The organism is Neorhizobium sp. LjRoot104 (assembly GCF_964253725.1).
Classification (GTDB): Bacteria; Pseudomonadota; Alphaproteobacteria; order Rhizobiales; family Rhizobiaceae; genus Neorhizobium.
Genome location: NZ_CAXURS020000001.1, coordinates 3846785 through 3865000, shown reverse-complemented (window position 1 = coordinate 3865000; position 18216 = coordinate 3846785). Strand labels below are relative to the sequence as shown.

Here is an 18216-nt window from a genome sequence, read left to right as displayed (position 1 = left end):
AAACATCTAAGTACCCGAAGGAAAGGACATCAACCGAGACTCCGCAAGTAGTGGCGAGCGAACGCGGACCAGGCCAGTGGCAATCAGGAATAAAGCCGAACGCTTTGGAAAAGGCGGCCGCAGCGGGTGATAGCCCCGTAGGCGTAGAACACTGATTGTCCTAGAGTAGGGCGGGACACGTGAAATCCTGTCTGAACATGGGGAGACCACTCTCCAAGCCTAAGTACTCGTGCATGACCGATAGCGAACAAGTACCGTGAGGGAAAGGTGAAAAGCACCCCGACAAGGGGAGTGAAATAGAACCTGAAACCGGATGCCTACAAACAGTCGGAGGGCGCAAGCCTGACGGCGTACCTTTTGTATAATGGGTCAACGACTTAGTGTAACTAGCAAGCTTAAGCCGGTAGGTGTAGGCGCAGCGAAAGCGAGTCTGAACAGGGCGTTCAGTTAGTTGCATTAGACCCGAAACCGAGTGATCTAGCCATGAGCAGGTTGAAGGTTGGGTAACACCAACTGGAGGACCGAACCCGCATCTGTTGCAATAGATTGGGATGACTTGTGGCTAGGGGTGAAAGGCCAATCAAACTCGGAAATAGCTGGTTCTCCGCGAAAACTATTTAGGTAGTGCGTCGATCGAATACCCCGGGGGGTAGAGCACTGGATGGGCTATGGGGACTCACCGTCTTACTGATCCTAACCAAACTCCGAATACCCGGGAGTACTAATCGGCAGACACACGGCGGGTGCTAACGTCCGTCGTGAAAAGGGAAACAACCCTGACCTCCAGCTAAGGTCCCCAAGTCATGGCTAAGTGGGAAAGGATGTGAGGATCCCAAAACAACCAGGATGTTGGCTTAGAAGCAGCCATCATTTAAAGAAAGCGTAACAGCTCACTGGTCTAATCAAGGGTCTTTGCGCCGAAAATGTAACGGGGCTAAAGCCATGCACCGAAGCTGAGGATGTGCGACTTGTCGCACGTGGTAGCGGAGCGTTCCGTAAGTCTGTGAAGGAGGACCCGTGAGGGCCTCTGGAGATATCGGAAGTGCGAATGTTGACATGAGTAACGATAAAGAGGGTGAGAGACCCTCTCGCCGAAAGACCAAGGGTTCCTGCTTAAAGTTAATCTGAGCAGGGTTAGCCGGCCCCTAAGCCGAGGCAGAAATGCGTAGGTGATGGGAACCACGTTAATATTCGTGGGCCTGGTGGTAGTGACGGATCGCAAAAATTGTTCAACCTTATTGGATTGGTTGGGCAGTGGGGCGGTTCCAGGAAATAGCTCCACCATTATAGACCGTACCCGAAACCGACACAGGTGGTCAGGTAGAGTATACCAAGGCGCTTGAGAGAACTATGTTGAAGGAACTCGGCAAATTGCACGCGTAACTTCGGAAGAAGCGTGACCCCAATTTGGGCAACCATATTGGGGTGGCACAGACCAGGGGGTAGCGACTGTTTATCAAAAACACAGGGCTCTGCGAAGTCTAAAGACGACGTATAGGGTCTGACGCCTGCCCGGTGCTGGAAGGTTAAGAGGAGAGGTGCAAGCTTTGAATCGAAGCCCCAGTAAACGGCGGCCGTAACTATAACGGTCCTAAGGTAGCGAAATTCCTTGTCGGGTAAGTTCCGACCTGCACGAATGGCGTAACGACTTCCCCGCTGTCTCCAACATAGACTCAGTGAAATTGAATTCCCCGTGAAGATGCGGGGTTCCTGCGGTTAGACGGAAAGACCCCGTGCACCTTTACTATAGCTTTACACTGGCATTCGTGTCGGCATGTGTAGGATAGGTGGTAGGCTTTGAAGCGGGGACGCCAGTCTTCGTGGAGCCATCCTTGAAATACCACCCTTATCGTCATGGATGTCTAACCGCGGTCCGTCATCCGGATCCGGGACAGTGTATGGTGGGTAGTTTGACTGGGGCGGTCGCCTCCGAAAGAGTAACGGAGGCGCGCGATGGTGGGCTCAGACCGGTCGGAAATCGGTCGTCGAGTGCAATGGCATAAGCCCGCCTGACTGCGAGACTGACAAGTCGAGCAGAGACGAAAGTCGGTCATAGTGATCCGGTGGTCCCGCGTGGAAGGGCCATCGCTCAACGGATAAAAGGTACGCCGGGGATAACAGGCTGATGACCCCCAAGAGTCCATATCGACGGGGTTGTTTGGCACCTCGATGTCGGCTCATCGCATCCTGGGGCTGGAGCAGGTCCCAAGGGTTTGGCTGTTCGCCAATTAAAGCGGTACGTGAGCTGGGTTCAGAACGTCGTGAGACAGTTCGGTCCCTATCTGCCGTGGGTGTAGGAATATTGACAGGATCTGTCCCTAGTACGAGAGGACCGGGATGGACATATCTCTGGTGGACCTGTTGTCCTGCCAAGGGCATAGCAGGGTAGCTATATATGGAATGGATAACCGCTGAAGGCATCTAAGCGGGAAACCAACCTGAAAACGAGTGTTCCCTATCAGGGCCGTGGAAGACGACCACGTTGATAGGCCGGGTGTGGACGTGCAGCAATGCATGAAGCTTACCGGTACTAATAGCCCGATTGGCTTGATCGTTCTCATTGTTCATGCTCATCAAGCAAAGCTTGATGGCATCAGACCTTTGTCCTGACGCGCCGAAGGCGCTGCGGACGGCCCGCCAAACGGTATTTTGCCTGAAGGCAAAAACCGAAAGGCGACGGCCGCTGGCCTGTATGGGTGCCAAAAGCATCCTTCAGGTCTCAAAAGGTTTAAAGACGTGTTCAAAGACTAAAAATGAGGTTCGCCTCAACCAGCTTCTCAAATGTTGCGCTTCGCTGACCTGGTGGTCATTGCGGGGCGGCCGCACCCGTTCCCATTCCGAACACGGCCGTGAAACGCCCCTGCGCCAATGGTACTCCGTCTCAAGACGCGGGAGAGTAGGTCGCTGCCAGGTCTGCAAAACGCAACATATCTTCTCAACTCGAAAACTAACGGCCCCTGGCCGATCCCAAGGGCCGCTCGCAAAGCGGCCTTTCTGCTTTGCTGAACACCAAATAAGAGGATGGCTCACCGATCTTGTTCCGGTGCGCCCCTTACAGGAGACAAATCGCCTTCGGCTATTTGCTCCGGCAATACGCTTCACAGCTTCCCTGTGAAGCAGTCGCGACAAACCTCCAAGAGGTTTGCGCTTGGCGCGGGGTGGAGCAGCCCGGTAGCTCGTCAGGCTCATAACCTGAAGGCCGCAGGTTCAAATCCTGCCCCCGCAACCAACTTTACTTGCGACCCCGTAGCACAGGCTGCGGGGTTTTTGCGTTTCTGGCCCTCATATGCGCCAGCGCGGCCCAGGAGATCTTCCAGGATGGCCCTCTCGTTGAGAAAATCGGGCTTCTTCCTGCCTGATGCGAAGGTGAGGATCGCCGCAAGGTGGCCGCGCAGCACGATCACGAGTTCAGCAGGTGATGTCACGTTATTGGCGGCTTAACGGTTGGACATCGTCGAAATCGAGCATCTTGTGCTGCCGGTGTTTGCCCAGGTGCCTTGGCCCGCGAGCTCAACGTCGCCACCCACGCGTGGCTGTTGGTTATCGGGCGGGAAAACGCGCAGCGACGCCATCAACGACGTCGTCGACAATCTCCTGCAACTCAGTCGGTGTGGCCCCATCCCGCGCCTGGATCGAAATGCCCTGCATGACGGCTGACAGATGCCGAGCAAGCCGTTGCGCTGAGTCTTCGTCCAAGAAGGAGTGCAGCGCTGTCCCGATCCTGCCTCGCAAGGCATCACGCCGCGCGGCAGCGTCATGAGCCAGGGGGGCGTGATCCGGATGACATGCAATCATGCCGCTGGAGACCATGCACCCGCCCTCGCGGTCGGGATGTGTCACGGACCGGACGGCACCCTCCAGCAGCGTCCGCACAGCGTCCGCCAGCGATGAGTTTTCACCGAAGCCGAGTTCAATAGAACCGTATCCCTCCTCGTATCGGTCGATCGCCTCCCTATAGAGCCCTGCCTTGCTCCCGAAAGCGGAGTAGAGGCTCGGGGGCGCGATTCCGATCGCCTTCGTGAGGTCGCCGATCGAGACGCCCTCATAGCCGCTTCGCCAGAACAGGCGCATCGCCGTCTCGACAGCCAAGTCTCGATCGAAACTCCAAGGTCGACCGCCGCGTGATTTCTTCTCAGGTTGCATACCGATCACTAAACAAGGTTTGACAGGCGGTGTCAATGGCGTTAGCTAGCGATCACTAAACAACTCGGAGACAACACATGACCAACCCACCACGCGCGTTCCTGTCAGGCGTCGCAGGCCTCGTCGTTTTGGCGATCGGGACGGCTGCCATCGTACCGCATGCCCAGGCCACGCCCGCTTCCCCGACTGCTGCCATCATCTCAATAACGAAAAATGCAGTTGGCCGGGAGACGTTTGCCGTTCGCTCAAAGGATGGCACCAACCTCGTCGGGGAAGTGCAGGGCAATCCAGAAGCGCCGGAGATCCTGCTCATCCACGGACTACGGCAAAGCCGACTGAGTTGGGAGAAGCAACTCGGCGATCCGGCGCTCAGTGGTTTCCGGATCGTGAGCTTCGATCTGCGCGGACACGGCGATTCAGATAAGCCCGATATGCCTGAAGCCTATTCGGAAGCGGACAAGTGGGCGGACGACGTTGCGGCCGTCATCAGCGCGACGAAACTCCGGCGGCCCGTACTCGTAGGCTGGTCACTCGGTGGCTACGTGGCTGGCGCCTACCTGCGCAAATATGGCGGCGAGGCGATTGCGGGTGTCAATCTAGTGGATGCGGTCACCAAGTTGTCGCCGGATCTTTTTACCAAAGAGACAGGGGCCTTTGCAGTTGCGGGCATTTCGCATGATCTCGCGACGCGGACGGCTGCGACGGCTGACTTCCTCGCTGCCTGCTTCCATCAGCCTCCTACGGAGCTCGAGATGCAGCGGATGCTTGTCGTCAACGGCATGACGGCACGGGCGGCCAACGAAGGGTTCCTTCAATCCAACACAACCGACTTGGAACCCGCCTTCCAAGCATATGCGGGCCCGATCCTTTTGACGCATGGCGTTCATGACCGCCTAGTTCGGATTGCCATGTCGGAGCGTATCCAGTCCATCCATTCGAACAGTCGGCTGTCAGTTTATCAGGAGAGCGGTCATAGCCCGTTTTACGAAGAGCCGGGTCGCTTCGGGGAGGAACTGGCCACGTTCGTGCGTGACGCCAACAAGGACTAGTGGCGCACATCGGCAGACTGCTTCCCAGCAACTCAGCGGAGGACGACTGTCATGAACGTAGAGGGCTTTACGCACCGCATGGTGCAGAGGGCAATCGGTGGGACTGGCGGGCCGAGAGGGATCCGAACTCGTCTTACATAGAGCGGCTATGCCGCTAGCTTTGGTATGGTTCCCTCGACCAATCGCAAGAATCGGGTGTTGCGGGCTCCCGCAACCAAATCTTACCCGCGATCCCAACAACTTAACGGCCTCCCGCGGGAGGCCGACGTCGTTTTATGCCCCTAGCACACAGAAAAGGCCCCCGGCTTGAAGGGCGCTTCATCGTTCGGCAAGTCGAGGCTGTTGATTGAATCGACAGTCAAACGAATTTGGCGCTCCATGTCGCATCGATGCAGCGCTCAGGCGAGTTCGAAACGGATCGGCTGCGCTCCTTCCCAGAGGGTCTTGTTGCCAAGTTCGGCCAATCTGTCGAGGTTCGAGGTCAGCGTGATGAAGTGGTTGCCGGCGAGCTGGCCCATTTTCGAGGAGAAATCGACACCGCCATAGGCCAGCAGAATCTCGGTCTCGCTGATGCCGCCTGGATACAGAATGATATGGCCCGGCGCGGGGTGGCTGGTGTGGTTTTCGTAACCGACGCCGAAATTATAAGCACCGAGCGGGATCCACACGCCTTCACCGGACCAGCGCACATGAACGATCTGGCCATCGAAGGGCAGGCGCTCGATGAACGCCTTGCAGGTCTGGGGGGCCTTTTCGGTTTCCAGAACGGCGTCGAAAACGAAGGGGCCGGCGGTAACTTTCAGTTTCATGATCTCAGATCTCCAGTTGCTCAGATTGATTTTGTGAGGCGCGTGCGGGCGGGCCGATATACGCCGTCGCCCTTCTTCCCCATGAGTTCGCCATCTCTGACCATCACGCGCCCGCCAAGGATCACCGTTGTCGGCCATCCGGTAATATCAAGGCCTTCGTATGGTGAGTAATCGGCGCCGTCATGCAGTTCGGCATGGCGTATCGTGCGGTTGATGGATGGGTCCCATATGGCAATGTCGGCATCCGCGCCGATCGCGATCGTGCCCTTTTCCGGGTAAAGCCCGTAGGTCTTGGCGTGATTTGTCGCCGAGAGCGCGACGAAGCGCGGCAGGTCGATGCGGCCCTTCATGACACCTTCGGAAAACAGGATCGGCAGACGCGTCTCAACGCCGGGGATACCGTTCGGAATGTGCCTGAAGCTCTCCAGGCCCTTGCGGTTGCGCTTGCCACGCTCGTCGTCATAGCGGAACGGGCAGTGATCGGACGAGAAGAGATCGAACAGGCCGGTCTCGATGCCCCTCCAGCATTCGTCCTGGGCAGCCTTGTCGCGGGGCGGTGGCGAGCAGACGAATTTCGCGCCCTCCCAATCCATGCCTTCCAGATCGTCGGCCGTCAGCATCAGATATTGCGGGCAGGTTTCGCCTACCACCTTGATGCCACGGGCGCGGGCGCGGGCGATTTCAGCTATCGCCTCGCCATTCGAGACATGCACGATGACAATGGGCACGTCGACGACCTCGGCAAGCGTCAGGGCGCGATGTGTCGCTTCCCGTTCCACGGCCACGGGTCGGGTCGAGGCGTGGGCGCGCGGCGCCACATCACCCGCGGCTTCATGACGGGCGATCAGGAAACGGATCGCATCCTCGTTTTCGCAATGGACCATGACAGTCGCGCCGGTCGAGCGGGCGACATCGAGCGTTTTCAGAATGTCGGCATCGCTCAGGCGCAGATCCTCGTAGGTCATGAACACCTTGAAGGAGGAATAGCCGTCCGCGGCAAGCGCCGGAAGGTCCTGGCCAAGCAGGGCGTCGGTCGCATCACTGACGATCAGATGGAAGCTCACATCGGTGTAGCAATTGCCCTCGGCCAGCTTGTGATAGGCATTGAGCGCTTCACGCAGCGGCCGGCCTTTCTCCTGCAGGCAGAAAGGCATGATGGTGGTATTGCCGCCGAACAGGGCGGACCGCGTACCGCTTTCGAAATCGTCCGCCATCACGATACCGTCGCCCGAAGGCTGGGACACGTGGACATGGCTGTCGATGCCGCCGGGCAGCACATATTTGCCGCTTGCGTCGATGACTTGCATTGCGCCCGTCAGGTTCTCGCCGATTTGGGCGATCCTCCCATCGACGATGCCGATGTCTGCCTTAAACACATCCGAGGCGGTCACGATGGTGCCGCCTTGGACGATGAGATCAAATGTGCTCATCCCAGTCTCTCAATGATGGAGGATCTTGCTGAGGAATGCCTCAGTGCGGGGGTTGTGGCGATTGTCGAAGAACTCGTCGGTCGGTCGATCCTCGACGATTTCGCCCTGATCGATGAAGATCATTCGCGTGGCCACTTTGCGGGCAAAGCCCATTTCATGGGTGACGACCATCATCGTCATGCCGTCGCGCGCAAGGCCGGTCATCACATCAAGCACTTCGGAAATCATCTCGGGATCGAGGGCCGAGGTCGGCTCATCGAACAGCATGGCCTTCGGGTTCATGGCGAGCGCGCGGGCGATGGCGATACGCTGCTGCTGGCCGCCGGACAATTGACCGGGATATTTGTGGGCATGGCCTGTCATGCCCACCCGCTCCAGCAGATCCATCGCGCATTTCCGGGCAAAGCTCTCATTGCGGCCAAGCACGATGCGTTGCGCCAGCATGATATTGGTTTCGATGGTCAAATGCGGGAAAAGCTCGAAATTCTGGAACACCATGCCGACCCGCGAACGCAGGTCAGGCAGGTCGGTCGCGGGATCGCTGACCTCGATGCCATCCACGCGGATCGATCCTTCCTGAAACGGTTCCAGGGCATTGACGCATTTGATCAGCGTCGATTTGCCGGAGCCGGACGGACCGCACACGACGACCACTTCGCCCTTGGAAACCCGGGTCGAGCAATTCTTGAGGACGGCCAGATTGCCATAATATTTGGTGATGCCGGTGATCTCGATCATGATCGCCCTCCTTGAAAACGGGATATGGAAAATGCCGACAGGTCGCGCTGTGGATCGCGGGCACGGACGAGGTCGGCGGTGATCTGTCCGACGATTGGCCCAAGCGTATAGCCATTGGACGTAACCGCATTGAAAAAACCGGGCGCGGCGGGATGTTCGCCGAGGATCGGTGCGCCGTCGATATTGATATTCATCGCCGCCCAGCTGCGAATGACATGCAGTTTCCGCAGGCCCGGTACGACGTGCTGAGCCACCCAGAGGTTTCCCTCGATGCTGGAGAAAATCGGACGCGGGTGACTATGAACGGGGTCCAGTCCCGCCGTCCAGCCGCCGCCGATCAGGAAGTTGCCGTTGGCAGCCTGCTTGAGCGTCAGATGCCGGTCGGCATGGGCAACGAGGTGGGAAATCGCCGGCGCGGCGGCCTCGGTGACCAGCATCTGCAGCGGTGCGCCGAAGACCGGAACCTGAAGGTCGAGCATGGCGGCGATGCGCGCGGCAAAGGCACCCGCCGCATTGACGATCCGCCTTGCCCGCAATGGGCCGCGCGACGTCACGATCTCGTAGCCGGAACCCTGGCGGCTGATGGACATCACCTCGGTTCGATCGAACACGCGCGCGCCTGCCGCAACCGCGCCATCATGCACATGACGGGTCGCAACGAGCGGGTTGATCTTGCCTTCCTGGGGGCAATAAGACGCGCCGATCATGGCCGGAGACAGAGCGGGCTCGAGCTTTTGCAGGTCGTCGCGGCCGATGACATGGCAATCGATGCCGCTCTCTCGTTCGACGCGCGTCTTTTGCTCAAGGAAGCGCATATGCGCATCGGTCTCGGCGACCATAAGGCCGCCGGTAATTTTCATCTCGAAATCCCGGCCAAGCCGTCCTTCCAGTTCCTGCCACAGGGCGATGGAATCCCGCTGCAAGCTCAAGGTGCGCGCCGCGGGTCCGCCGCCGGCTTCAGCGCGGGCGCCGTGATCGAACGACAGCAGCTGGGCGTGCAGGCTGCCGGCATTGCCGCCAGAGGCGAGTCCGCCGGGGAAACCGCGCTCGAGAACGACCACCTCCTCGCCGGCTTCTGCGAGAAACAGCGCAGTAGACAACCCGGCTATTCCAGCACCGATGACGACGATCGGCGCCGCGTTCAGAGGCAATGGTTCGGAATGGGGGATCGGCGGGCGCTCCGGCAGGAGGGCACGTTTATGTCCGCCCCATTCGGGCTTCTCGACCGCGAGGGCTGCAAGTGGCACCGGGCGGAGTGGCATCTGCGGCGCGAGAACGCCGGTGGTTTCGCTGGCAGGTCGTCCCGTGAGCGCCGTCAGTGCGGCGCCGCAATAGCGGCCCTGGCAACGCCCCATGCCGGCACGCGTCAGGCGTTTCAATGTGGCAATATCCGGGGGACCCCGCCGGGCAAGCTCCCGCAACGTACCGACCGCCACGTTTTCGCAACGACAGGCGATGGCCGCGTCCGATGCTGCCGGCAGAGGAGCGGCCGGTTTGAACACTTGCCAAAGCGCGGACTGAAAGGCCTTTGCCCGGGCGAGCTTCCTTTCTGCGACAGGATCGGGGCGTGTTTCGAAATCGAGTTTGGCGGCGACCGCCAGACCGGCGAGCCTGCCTTCCGCCAGCGCGATATGAGCCCCGCCGAAACGGATGGCCTCGCCGACGATGTAGACACCGGGCAACGAGCTTTCCCCGGCTGTGCCGCACTCTGCTTTCAGCGAGCCGTCCGCGGCAACCACATGGGCGCAGCCAAGCAGGCGCGACACTTCATTGGACGAAGTGAAATCGCCGCCGAGAAGGACCGTATCGACATCGATCGCGGTTTCACCGTCAGGCCCCGACAGCACGGCCGCCTCGACACGACCGGAGCCATGGATCGCGGCGATCTGCGTCTGCCAGGCGATGGTGACACCGGCCTGTTGCAGCCGTGAGAGCTCGCGCATGCCCTTCAGCGCCAATGCCGGATCATGGCGCAGAAGGGACAGCGCTCCGATCGGCTGGCTCCATGGCGCCCGGGCGCGTTCGGCCATATAGACGACCTCTCCGCCCGCCCTCAGAATTTCGCTGGCGACCTGGATGTTGAGGGGGCCATTGCCGGCGATCAGGATGCGCCGGCCGGGCAGCGTCCCATAGCTTCTCAGCAGGGTCTGGGCTGCACCCGCCGTCGCCACGCCCGGCAAGGTCCAGCCTGGAACGGCCGGCGGCCGCTCGTAGGCGCCGGTGCCGATGACGACCATGCGCGGACGACAGTAGAAGGCACCCTCGGGGCCCAGACAGGATAGAACCGGTCCGGTATCCGCATCATGCGCAGCACCCCACACGGTCACGCCCGACAGGATGGTCACACCAAGCGAAAGTGCCTTCGCAATCAATTCCGCGCCGCTTTTCGCCTGGAAATCGCCAGCAAGAGCCCGGCGGGCCATCGCGGTGCTGGGTTGCTTGTAGAACTGGCCGCCCGGGATATGCCGCTCGTCCACTATGGTAACCGAGGCACCCGCTGCCGCGGCCGTAACCGCGGCGGAGAGACCGCCAGGCCCCGCACCGATAACGAGCAGGTCCATGCCGAGTTCGACCAAGCCTTCCGGCAACGCTCGCAGATCCGTAAGGTCGGCCGATGTCATGTCGGGCCTTGCCTGCTGGCGATCGATGCACATGCCGTCCCGCACCGGCGTCATGCAGGATCGTTGACTGGTTCTGCCATCGATCGTCACCAGGCAGTCGTGGCAGACGCCCATGCCGCAGAACACGCCGCGCCGGGAACCCGCTGCATCCGTGGAGAAATCAGAGCGCCCAAGACCGGTGAGTGCCGCCGCGACCGAAAGACCGGCATCGACGCGAAAGGGCAAGCCGTCGACATGGACGGTCGGCCTTGCATCGATCAGGGGCTCCGCGGTCATCGGCTCGGCTCCGGCTCAGTTCCGCTCGAAGCGCAGGTTGAAGCGCTCGACCAGTACCTTCATTTCCGCATCCTGTGCCTCCGGCAGTGGCAGGCGTGGCGGAAGCGGGGATCCGGCCGCAAAGCCCATGTGGTTCAATAGCGCCTTGGAGCCAGCGACATAGGCCTGTCCGCCGACCGCCTGAATGACAGGAAGCCATTCGAGATAAAGCGCGCGGGCCTCGTCGTATTTTTTCTCGTCTGCAGCCAGCGTGAAAATGCGTGCCATTGCGGCCGGTGCCACGTTGGATGCCACGGCAACCCATCCTTGCGCGCCCATGACGAAGGACTCGAACCCGAGAATGCCGCCAAATGGCGTCATGTTGTCTCCAGCCAGGCGAACGATATCGCGGATGCGGGTGACTTCAAGGGTCGATTCCTTGACGTAGTCGCAGCCGTCGATCTCGGCAATGCGGGCAAGAAGTTCCGGCTTCATGTCGACATTGGAGGTGGCGGGGTTGTTGTAGACCATGATCGGGATGGAGATGGCTGCGGCGACGGTCCGGTAATGCTCGACGAGTTCGTCGTCGGTCGGCGTCGAATAAAAGGGCGGGATGATCATGACACCGTCCGCGCCCATGGCTTCTGCCTTGCGGCTCAGACGGACAGCTTCGCGGGTGTCTTCGGCGCCGGTTCCGATCAGCACCGGAACCCGGCCGGCGGCGGTGTCGATCACGGTACGGGCAACGGCGTCCCAGTCCTCTGTTGAAAGGGACAGGAATTCACCCGTCGAACCGAGCGGGATCAGCCCGTGCACGCCTTCGCGGATCTGCCAGTCGGTAAAGGCGGCGAGCGCCGGAAGGTTAACCCTTCCCTCCGTGTCAACGGGTGTAATCATAACGGTGAAGACACCTCGAAATGTCTTGGGCATGCAATCTATTCCTTGTTGTAAATCAGCGCTGTTCTGCGAGTTTGACCGGTGCGGTGGACTGGCCGAAGCGCTTTTCGATACGCCGCTGTATGAAATCCCAGATCGTGGTGAGCAGCAGGTAGTAGATGGCCGCGACCGTGAAGAGTTCGAGCACCATGAACTTTTCCTGGATCAGGACCTGGGTGCGCCGCAGCAACTCCTCCATCGAGATCACCGAGGTCACCGACGTCGTCTTGAGGAGACCGTTTACCGAATTTCCAAGCGGCGGGATGATGACCTTGAACGCCTGTGGCATGACGATATGGCGCATGATCTGGCGCTCGGTCATTCCAAGCGCCCGGGCTGCTCGCGACTGCCCCTCCGGGACGGCTTCGATACCGGCGCGGATGATTTCGGCAAGATAGGCCGCCTCATTCAGCGCAAGTCCGATCAACGCGGCCTCCACAACCGAGAAACGGATGCCCAGTTGCGGCAGAGCGGTGTAGATCACGATCAACTGCACCAGCAGCGGCGTGCCCCGGAAGATCCAGACATAGAACCATCCGGCACTCCGGATCGGCCGCAGCTTCGACCGACGCATCAAAGCCACGACGAAGCCAAGAAACAGGCCAAACACCAACGAGACACAGGTCAACCAGATGGTGGTGACCACGCCTCCAAGGATGAACGGGTTGACGAGATAGTCGAAGAAACCGGACCAGCTCCAGAATGACATGGCAGGGCCTTTTTAGCGGTTGGGGGTGCCGACCGTAGCCGGCACCGGGGAAAGTTCGAACCGTTTCGGATCAGCGTTTCGGGCCCTTTACCGAATAGTCACCGGCAACCATCGGCATGCCGTATGTCTCGAAGAGCTTGCCGAGCGACCCATCGGCCTTCATCTCCTGGAAGACAGCGGATACCGCATCGGCGAGCGGTGCGCTCTTGAAGGCGACGGCGACCGGAGCGGGATAGAGGCCACTGACCGCGCGACGGAAGTCGCCGCGGGCGTCGTATTCCTTCGCCACGCCGTCGATCGACACCACACCTTCGACCTGACCGGCGCGAAGGGCCTGGTAGGCCAGAGCGAAATTGTCGAAAGTCTGGATGATCAGGCCTTTCTTGCCGGCATCCTTGAGCTCCTTGTCGAGCGCACGGGTCTTGGTCTCCTCGAACCCGCCGATTTCGACGCCGATGCGCATGCCGTCGAGATCTTCCTTGGTCTTGACCGCCTTGTTGCTGGTGGCCACGGAAACGCTGATAGCCTGGTCCTCATAGGGGATCATCTGCATTACGGCTGCGCGCTCAGGGGTGAAGAAAATGCCGGTATTGATCATGTCCCAGCGGCCGGCCTGAAGGCCGGGTATCATGGCGGAAAATTCGATGCGGATATATTCCGGCTTCAGGCAAAGGCGCTTGGCGATTTCCTTGCCAAGCTCGACGCGCATGCCCTTGAGCTCGCCTGTGGAATCGACGAACTGCAGCGGCGGCAGGGTCGGGTTGGTGGACATGACCAAAGTGCCGGGCTTGACCAATTCGGAGTCGGCGACCTTGGGCGTGCAGGTCTGTGCGAGGGCGGACGCTGCGGTGGACAGCAGCAGAGCGGATGCGAGAGAAATGATGCGGAATGACATGGGAACCTCTGGTGTTGATGATCTTCTTGCGGACCAACCCTTGAACGCTTGTTAACATCGCATTCATTTGGTATACCAATTTCATACACATTATTTCGCGATCCGCAACCTCTTTCCTTCAAGGGCAGAAACAAGTGAATTCGATAGACAGCGTCGCGGATGGACGTCGGCAGTCAGTACGTCGCCAACACGTTCTGGCGTACGCGCTCGAGATGCAGCGCCATGGCGGCGCGGGCTGCATCCGCATCCCGTTCGCTCAGCGCGCGCAGAATGCCCTGATGATCGGCAAGGCCCGGCTTGCGCTGGGCAAGCTTGCGCTGGCGCTCGAATATGGTCGTATATCGGCGCATCTGCACGATCGTGTCGGCCATGAAAGGATTGCCGCTGGCGGCGGCGATCCCGTTATGCAGCGCGTCGTCGAATGCCCAGATGACGGCCGGATATGGGTCTGGGTCCGCCTCTATCGCGTTCGCCATGCCGTAAAGTGCGTCGATCGTCTCTGTCGAGATGGTACTGCAAGCCTGCGCCGCAGCGCTGGGCTCGACCAGAAGACGCATGGCGATGCTGTTGAGATAATCGGCGAGGGTTATGACCTTGACGGTCAGGACACCCTTGGCATTGCGGACCAGAAGTCCCTGGCCCTCGAGGCGTCCAAGCGCGTCGCGCATGGGCGACCGCGAAACGCCGAGGCGAACCGCAAGCCGCCGTTCCTGCACCACGGCGCCGCCCGCCAGTTGCGCCGAGAGTATTTCATCAAGCAGCGATCGGTAGGTCTCGTCAGCGAGACTTCTGTCCGCCGTGACGCTTGCATCCATGGGTTATCGACTCCGATGCATTTGACAATGTTGCCCGGTATGGACCATGGCTTGATCCAAGAAAAGCCTTTGGGACAATATCAACCCGCAATAGCACAACGACGGTTTTGGAGGGCCGCTGCACCTTGACGCAGGCTGATGAACATTCCAGGATTGGCAGGACAGCGAAGGAGACCGGCCACAAGCTGGCCGCCCTGGCCTACAATGCCGTTTCGGACATGATACGGCACCGCCGACTCGGCGGGGGGCATGTCATTGTAGAGGCGAGACTGGCCGAAACGCTCGGCGTGTCGCGTACGCCCCTAAGGGAAGCGCTCCAGAGGCTCGAAGGCGAAGGACTGGTCCACAAGGGCGATGGGCGCAACTATGTCGTCCGGCATGTGGATATCGGTGAATATATCCAGAGCCTGAAGCTGCGGCTTCTCATCGAGCCGCCAGCGGCGGTTCAGGCCATGCCCAATATTCCCGGCCGCAAGCTCATCGAGGTACGCCGTGAAATCGATGAGCTGATGGGCGCCACCGCCTATCACACGGATGCGCACTGGTTTTCAGACGATCATCTCCACAACCTCATCATCGATTATTGCGGCAACGAGGTCATGGCCGGCGTTCTGCGCAACCTGCGCGCAACGACCCGCCTGTTCGAGATCGGCCAGCTCAAGGATCGGCTGAAGCCGGATTCCACCGAACATCTGACGATCATCGACGCCTTGCAGCGCAAGGATGCGCAAGCAGCCCACGAAGCCGTCGCCGCCCATATCGCAAGCCTGATCGCATTCGCCAGATTGCATATCAACATCAGCGAGTAACCCAAGCATGCGAGGGTTCCTTCGGCCTGCAAAGGGCGTCCTCGACCAGGTGCTGCCATCTATCGACGGGCCGCCTGCATTGCGTGGTTTTTGCCGGCTCGTGCCACGGTTTCGTCGCCTTCGTGATCTCCTTGATCTTGAAGCCTTTTCCGAAGGGGCAAAGGGCGGTCCCCGCCTTTGGCGCCGCCTGACGCCCCCGCGACTATCGATGATCTTAACGAAGCAGGCAGCGCGGGATAACGGCCGAGAGAAGATAGAAGACCTGCTGCGGGTTTTACGACGAACGCGCCTTGTTTTTTTGGGCCAGCCTTCTCTATAAATGGGGACGGTGAGGTTTTTTCCGAATGCAAAGCAATGAGATCGCAGTTCTGGTCAATCGCGTGGCGATGGGTGATCGCAAAGCGTTCGCGTCGTTGTATAATGCGACGAGCCCGAAACTATTTTCGATCTGCCTGCGTATCTTGAAAGACAGGGCCGACGCGGAGGAAGCGTTGCAGGAGGTCTATGTCAGGGTTTGGCAGCGTTCGAGGACGTTTTCCGTCGATGCCGGTTCGTCCTTGGCCTGGTTGGCGGCGATTGCGCGAAATCACGCGATCGACATCCTTCGGGCCAGGAAGCCTGTCGCCGAAGACCTTGATGACGCCTACGACCTTGCCGATGACGGCACGCTCGACCCCGAGCGCCAGGTGGCGAATGCGGATGAAGGCCGTCGCATCGACAGGTGCATGCAGGAGCTCGCGTCCACGCATGCCCATGCGGTTCGGCGTGCCTATGTCGAAGGTTTGAGTTATCTTGAACTGGCGGAAGAATTGAAGGTGCCTTTGAATACCGTGCGCACGTGGCTGCGCCGGAGCCTTCTGAAATTGAGAGAGTGCATGGAGCGATGACGTCGGGCGAACAAAGTCAGGGCAGGCGGCCGCAGGACGAGATCCTGGCCGGCGAGTACGTGCTCGGCGTTCTGTCGCTCGAGGCCCGCCGTGCCGTCGAGCAGCGGATGGCCAACGATCGCGCTTTTGCCCGGATCGTCGAACGGTGGCAGGCGGACCTCGCCTCATTCAACGACGATTACGAGGACGTGGCGCCGAGCCCGGCGGTCTTCGGCCGGATCGAAACGCGTCTCTTCGGCCCCGCCCGGGTTGCTCCATCCTCATGGGGTCTGTGGAATTCCGCGCTGTTCTGGCGATGGCTTTCGCTTGGCACCTCGGCGGTCGCGGTGGCTGCCGTCGTCTATGCATCGGGCGTCATCCAAGGGCCGCAGGGATCCGCGCCGCTGGTGGCGGAATTGTCCTCGACCGATAGCCAGATCAACCTTCTGGCTTCCTATAACGCGGGAAGCGGTCGTTTGCGGATCGTACCGGTCGCGGCCGGCGGACGGGAGGAGAAATCGCTGGAGCTCTGGCTGGTGCCCGGAGGCGGCCAGCCGCAGTCTCTCGGCGTCTTCGAACCCGATCAGGCCGGAGAGCTCGTGATACCTGCGGATCTGCGTCGCAACATGGCCGAGGGCGCGACGCTTGCCGTCAGCCTCGAACCCTTCGGCGGCTCGCCCACCGGTGTCGCGACCGGTCCCGTCATAGCGAGCGGCGCCGTGCACCGGCCCTGACGCCGAAAGCCGAAGGTTACGCGGCAGTCTCGCCGATATCCCAATAGAGCCCGGCCATCATCGCGAGGCCCTCCCGAACGATCGAGATCGGCAGGTGCTCGTTCGGGGCGTGCTGCAGGCAGCCCGGATAGGAATGCGGGATCCAGATGGTCGGCAGTCCGAGCAGGTCGGAAAAGATGTTGTTCGGCAGCGAGCCGCCGAGATTGGGCAGGATCGCCGGAGGGACGCCGAGCGTCTTCTCGATCGAGGCGACGACGCGCCTGACCCACGGATGATCGGGATCGAGGCGGCTGGCGAGGAAGATCGCGTCGGTCGGGTCCTTGACCACGACCCGGTCGTAACCGGCATCGATCAGCGCCTTGCGGACCGCCGGGACCACCGCATCCGGATCGACGCCGACCGGGAAACGCAGCTGCATCCGGGCGCGAGCCTTGGGCGGGATGGCGTAGAGCGGTTGGGCGAGATTGCCGCATTCCATCTCCATCACCTCGAAGGAACTCCAGGCGAAAACCTTTTCCTCCGGCGTCAGCCCGGGTTCGCCCCACCAGGGCTCGATCGGCGGATCGCCGGCGGCGGGCGTGATGTGGCAATCCTTCAAGGCGGTTCGGACGTTTTCCGGGATCGAACCCGGCGTCATCTCGGCTACCTTGATCTGGCCGGTGCGGCCGACCAGCGCGGTGATCGCGTGGCAGAGTTCGATGCCGGGATTGGAGAGGATGCCGCCCCAGTTGCCGGAATGCTGAAAACTTTCGCGGGCATTGATTTCCAGGTGGAAGGACATGCCGCCGCGGGCGCCGAGAAAGATGGTGGGACGGTCGAGGGCAAGGCGGGGACCGTCGGAGGCGATAAAGACATCCGCCTTTAGCTCGTCGCGATGCGCCGCACACATTTCCTCCAGGCCCAGCGAGCCGGATTCCTCGCCCATCTCGATCAGGTATTTGAGGTTGAAGCCGAGCGAACCTTTTGTCGCGAGCAATGCTTCGACCGCGGCGAGGTTCACCGCGTGCTGGCCCTTGTTGTCGGCCGTGCCGCGGCCATACCAGGCGCCGTTCCGTTCGGTCATCTCGAAGGGTGAGAGGCCTGTCTCCCACTGGCCGTCCAGCCCGGCGACGACATCGCCGTGGCCATATTGCAGGACGGTGGTGAAGCGTGGATCTTCGATGCGTTCGGCGAGCAGAAACGGGCCGGGCGCCGTATTGTTTTCATAGATCTTCGTCGTGAAACCGAGCCGCTTGAAAAAGGGCTGCATGTCGTCGGTGATATAGCGCCAGAGATCCGGCTTGTTGGCGGCGACGCGGCTGGCGGATGGGATCGCCACGCGTTTGCGCAAGGTTTCTTCGAAGGAACCGTCATCGAGATAGCCCACGGCCTTGTCGATCGTTGCTTGGCGGGAGGCTATCGTCATCC

14 protein-coding genes, 1 tRNA gene and 2 rRNA genes (1 of these 17 running past the window's edge) are annotated in these 18216 nt (G+C 60.5%); 7 read left to right on the top strand and 10 right to left on the bottom strand.

The features are described 5' to 3' along the window. The 3 genes from ACSQ8R_RS18975 to ACSQ8R_RS18965 form a co-directional block, all read left to right on the top strand. Positions 1-2555, top strand: a 23S ribosomal RNA gene (locus ACSQ8R_RS18975) (it extends 246 nt beyond the left edge of the window). A gap of 243 nt (positions 2556-2798) precedes the next feature. Continuing rightward, positions 2799-2913: ribosomal RNA gene (gene rrf, locus ACSQ8R_RS18970) — 5S ribosomal RNA — on the top strand. 239 nt (positions 2914-3152) lie between these two features. Further along, positions 3153-3229 (top strand) — tRNA-Met (locus tag ACSQ8R_RS18965). A gap of 311 nt (positions 3230-3540) precedes the next feature. Here the strand turns inward: ACSQ8R_RS18965 and ACSQ8R_RS18960 are convergent. Next, positions 3541-4143 (bottom strand): TetR/AcrR family transcriptional regulator, encoded by a 603-nt coding sequence (locus tag ACSQ8R_RS18960; protein ID WP_436254801.1) that lies wholly within the window; start codon positions 4141-4143, stop codon positions 3541-3543. A gap of 77 nt (positions 4144-4220) precedes the next feature. On the opposite strand from ACSQ8R_RS18960, the gene ACSQ8R_RS18955 reads away from it, so the two are divergent. Further along, positions 4221-5192, top strand: coding sequence for an alpha/beta fold hydrolase (locus ACSQ8R_RS18955; RefSeq protein WP_436254800.1), 972 nt, complete (start codon positions 4221-4223; stop codon positions 5190-5192). A 398-nt stretch (positions 5193-5590) separates the two neighbouring features. Here the strand turns inward: ACSQ8R_RS18955 and ACSQ8R_RS18950 are convergent, their stop codons facing one another. The 8 genes from ACSQ8R_RS18950 to ACSQ8R_RS18915 all read right to left on the bottom strand — a co-directional run bounded on the left by ACSQ8R_RS18950 (position 5591) and on the right by ACSQ8R_RS18915 (position 14400). Continuing rightward, positions 5591-6001: a DUF3830 family protein gene (locus tag ACSQ8R_RS18950; RefSeq protein ID WP_436254799.1), complete on the bottom strand. Its 411-nt coding sequence runs from the start codon at positions 5999-6001 to the stop codon at positions 5591-5593. Between the two features lie 20 nt (positions 6002-6021). Continuing rightward, positions 6022-7431 (bottom strand): dihydropyrimidinase, encoded by a 1410-nt coding sequence (hydA, locus tag ACSQ8R_RS18945; RefSeq protein WP_436254798.1) that lies wholly within the window; start codon positions 7429-7431, stop codon positions 6022-6024. Positions 7432-7440: 9 nt separating this feature from the next. Then, positions 7441-8169: an amino acid ABC transporter ATP-binding protein gene (locus tag ACSQ8R_RS18940; protein WP_436254797.1), complete on the bottom strand. Its 729-nt coding sequence runs from the start codon at positions 8167-8169 to the stop codon at positions 7441-7443. Further along, positions 8166-11066 (bottom strand): FAD-dependent oxidoreductase, encoded by a 2901-nt coding sequence (locus tag ACSQ8R_RS18935; protein WP_436254796.1) that lies wholly within the window; start codon positions 11064-11066, stop codon positions 8166-8168. The genes ACSQ8R_RS18940 and ACSQ8R_RS18935 overlap by 4 nt, the downstream gene beginning before the upstream one ends. Positions 11067-11081: 15 nt before the next feature. Next, a complete protein-coding gene (locus ACSQ8R_RS18930) occupies positions 11082-11975 on the bottom strand; it encodes a dihydrodipicolinate synthase family protein (RefSeq protein ID WP_436254795.1) in 894 nt (297 codons plus the stop codon). Positions 11976-11997: 22 nt separating this feature from the next. After that, positions 11998-12690 (bottom strand): amino acid ABC transporter permease, encoded by a 693-nt coding sequence (locus ACSQ8R_RS18925; protein ID WP_436254794.1) that lies wholly within the window; start codon positions 12688-12690, stop codon positions 11998-12000. A 70-nt stretch (positions 12691-12760) separates the two neighbouring features. Further along, the gene (locus tag ACSQ8R_RS18920; protein ID WP_436254793.1) at positions 12761-13585 is read right to left on the bottom strand and encodes an ABC transporter substrate-binding protein; all 825 of its coding nucleotides are present in this window, start codon (positions 13583-13585) and stop codon (positions 12761-12763) included. Positions 13586-13758: 173 nt separating this feature from the next. Then, positions 13759-14400 (bottom strand): GntR family transcriptional regulator, encoded by a 642-nt coding sequence (locus ACSQ8R_RS18915; RefSeq protein ID WP_436254792.1) that lies wholly within the window; start codon positions 14398-14400, stop codon positions 13759-13761. 125 nt (positions 14401-14525) lie between these two features. Here ACSQ8R_RS18915 and ACSQ8R_RS18910 point away from each other — a divergent pair, with 125 nt between their 5' ends. The 3 genes from ACSQ8R_RS18910 (at position 14526) to ACSQ8R_RS18900 (ending at position 16809) form a co-directional block, all read left to right on the top strand. After that, entirely contained in the window at positions 14526-15209 is a 684-nt protein-coding gene (locus tag ACSQ8R_RS18910; RefSeq protein ID WP_436254791.1) for a GntR family transcriptional regulator, read from the top strand. A 344-nt stretch (positions 15210-15553) separates the two neighbouring features. Then, positions 15554-16096 (top strand): sigma-70 family RNA polymerase sigma factor, encoded by a 543-nt coding sequence (locus ACSQ8R_RS18905; protein WP_436254790.1) that lies wholly within the window; start codon positions 15554-15556, stop codon positions 16094-16096. Continuing rightward, positions 16093-16809: an anti-sigma factor gene (locus tag ACSQ8R_RS18900; protein ID WP_436254789.1), complete on the top strand. Its 717-nt coding sequence runs from the start codon at positions 16093-16095 to the stop codon at positions 16807-16809. The genes ACSQ8R_RS18905 and ACSQ8R_RS18900 overlap by 4 nt, the downstream gene beginning before the upstream one ends. Before the next feature lie 16 nt (positions 16810-16825). On the opposite strand, the gene ACSQ8R_RS18895 is transcribed toward ACSQ8R_RS18900, so the two are convergent. Then, positions 16826-18214, bottom strand: a complete 1389-nt coding sequence (locus tag ACSQ8R_RS18895) for a M20 family metallopeptidase (protein ID WP_436254788.1) — start codon at positions 18212-18214, stop codon at positions 16826-16828. Between the last annotated feature and the right edge of the window lie 2 nt (positions 18215-18216).

Coding starts and splice junctions, on each gene's coding strand:
- ACSQ8R_RS18905 (WP_436254790.1), top strand. CDS start 15,554: ATGCAAAGCAATGAGATCGCAGTTCTGGTCAATCGCGTGGCGATGGGT.
- ACSQ8R_RS18900 (WP_436254789.1), top strand. CDS start 16,093: ATGACGTCGGGCGAACAAAGTCAGGGCAGGCGGCCGCAGGACGAGATC.
- ACSQ8R_RS18920 (WP_436254793.1), bottom strand. CDS start 13,585: ATGTCATTCCGCATCATTTCTCTCGCATCCGCTCTGCTGCTGTCCACC.
- ACSQ8R_RS18955 (WP_436254800.1), top strand. CDS start 4,221: ATGACCAACCCACCACGCGCGTTCCTGTCAGGCGTCGCAGGCCTCGTC.
- ACSQ8R_RS18960 (WP_436254801.1), bottom strand. CDS start 4,143: ATGCAACCTGAGAAGAAATCACGCGGCGGTCGACCTTGGAGTTTCGAT.
- ACSQ8R_RS18895 (WP_436254788.1), bottom strand. CDS start 18,214: ATGACGATAGCCTCCCGCCAAGCAACGATCGACAAGGCCGTGGGCTAT.
- ACSQ8R_RS18950 (WP_436254799.1), bottom strand. CDS start 6,001: ATGAAACTGAAAGTTACCGCCGGCCCCTTCGTTTTCGACGCCGTTCTG.
- ACSQ8R_RS18925 (WP_436254794.1), bottom strand. CDS start 12,690: ATGTCATTCTGGAGCTGGTCCGGTTTCTTCGACTATCTCGTCAACCCG.
- ACSQ8R_RS18935 (WP_436254796.1), bottom strand. CDS start 11,066: ATGACCGCGGAGCCCCTGATCGATGCAAGGCCGACCGTCCATGTCGAC.
- ACSQ8R_RS18930 (WP_436254795.1), bottom strand. CDS start 11,975: ATGCCCAAGACATTTCGAGGTGTCTTCACCGTTATGATTACACCCGTT.
- hydA (WP_436254798.1), bottom strand. CDS start 7,431: ATGAGCACATTTGATCTCATCGTCCAAGGCGGCACCATCGTGACCGCC.
- ACSQ8R_RS18915 (WP_436254792.1), bottom strand. CDS start 14,400: ATGGATGCAAGCGTCACGGCGGACAGAAGTCTCGCTGACGAGACCTAC.
- ACSQ8R_RS18940 (WP_436254797.1), bottom strand. CDS start 8,169: ATGATCGAGATCACCGGCATCACCAAATATTATGGCAATCTGGCCGTC.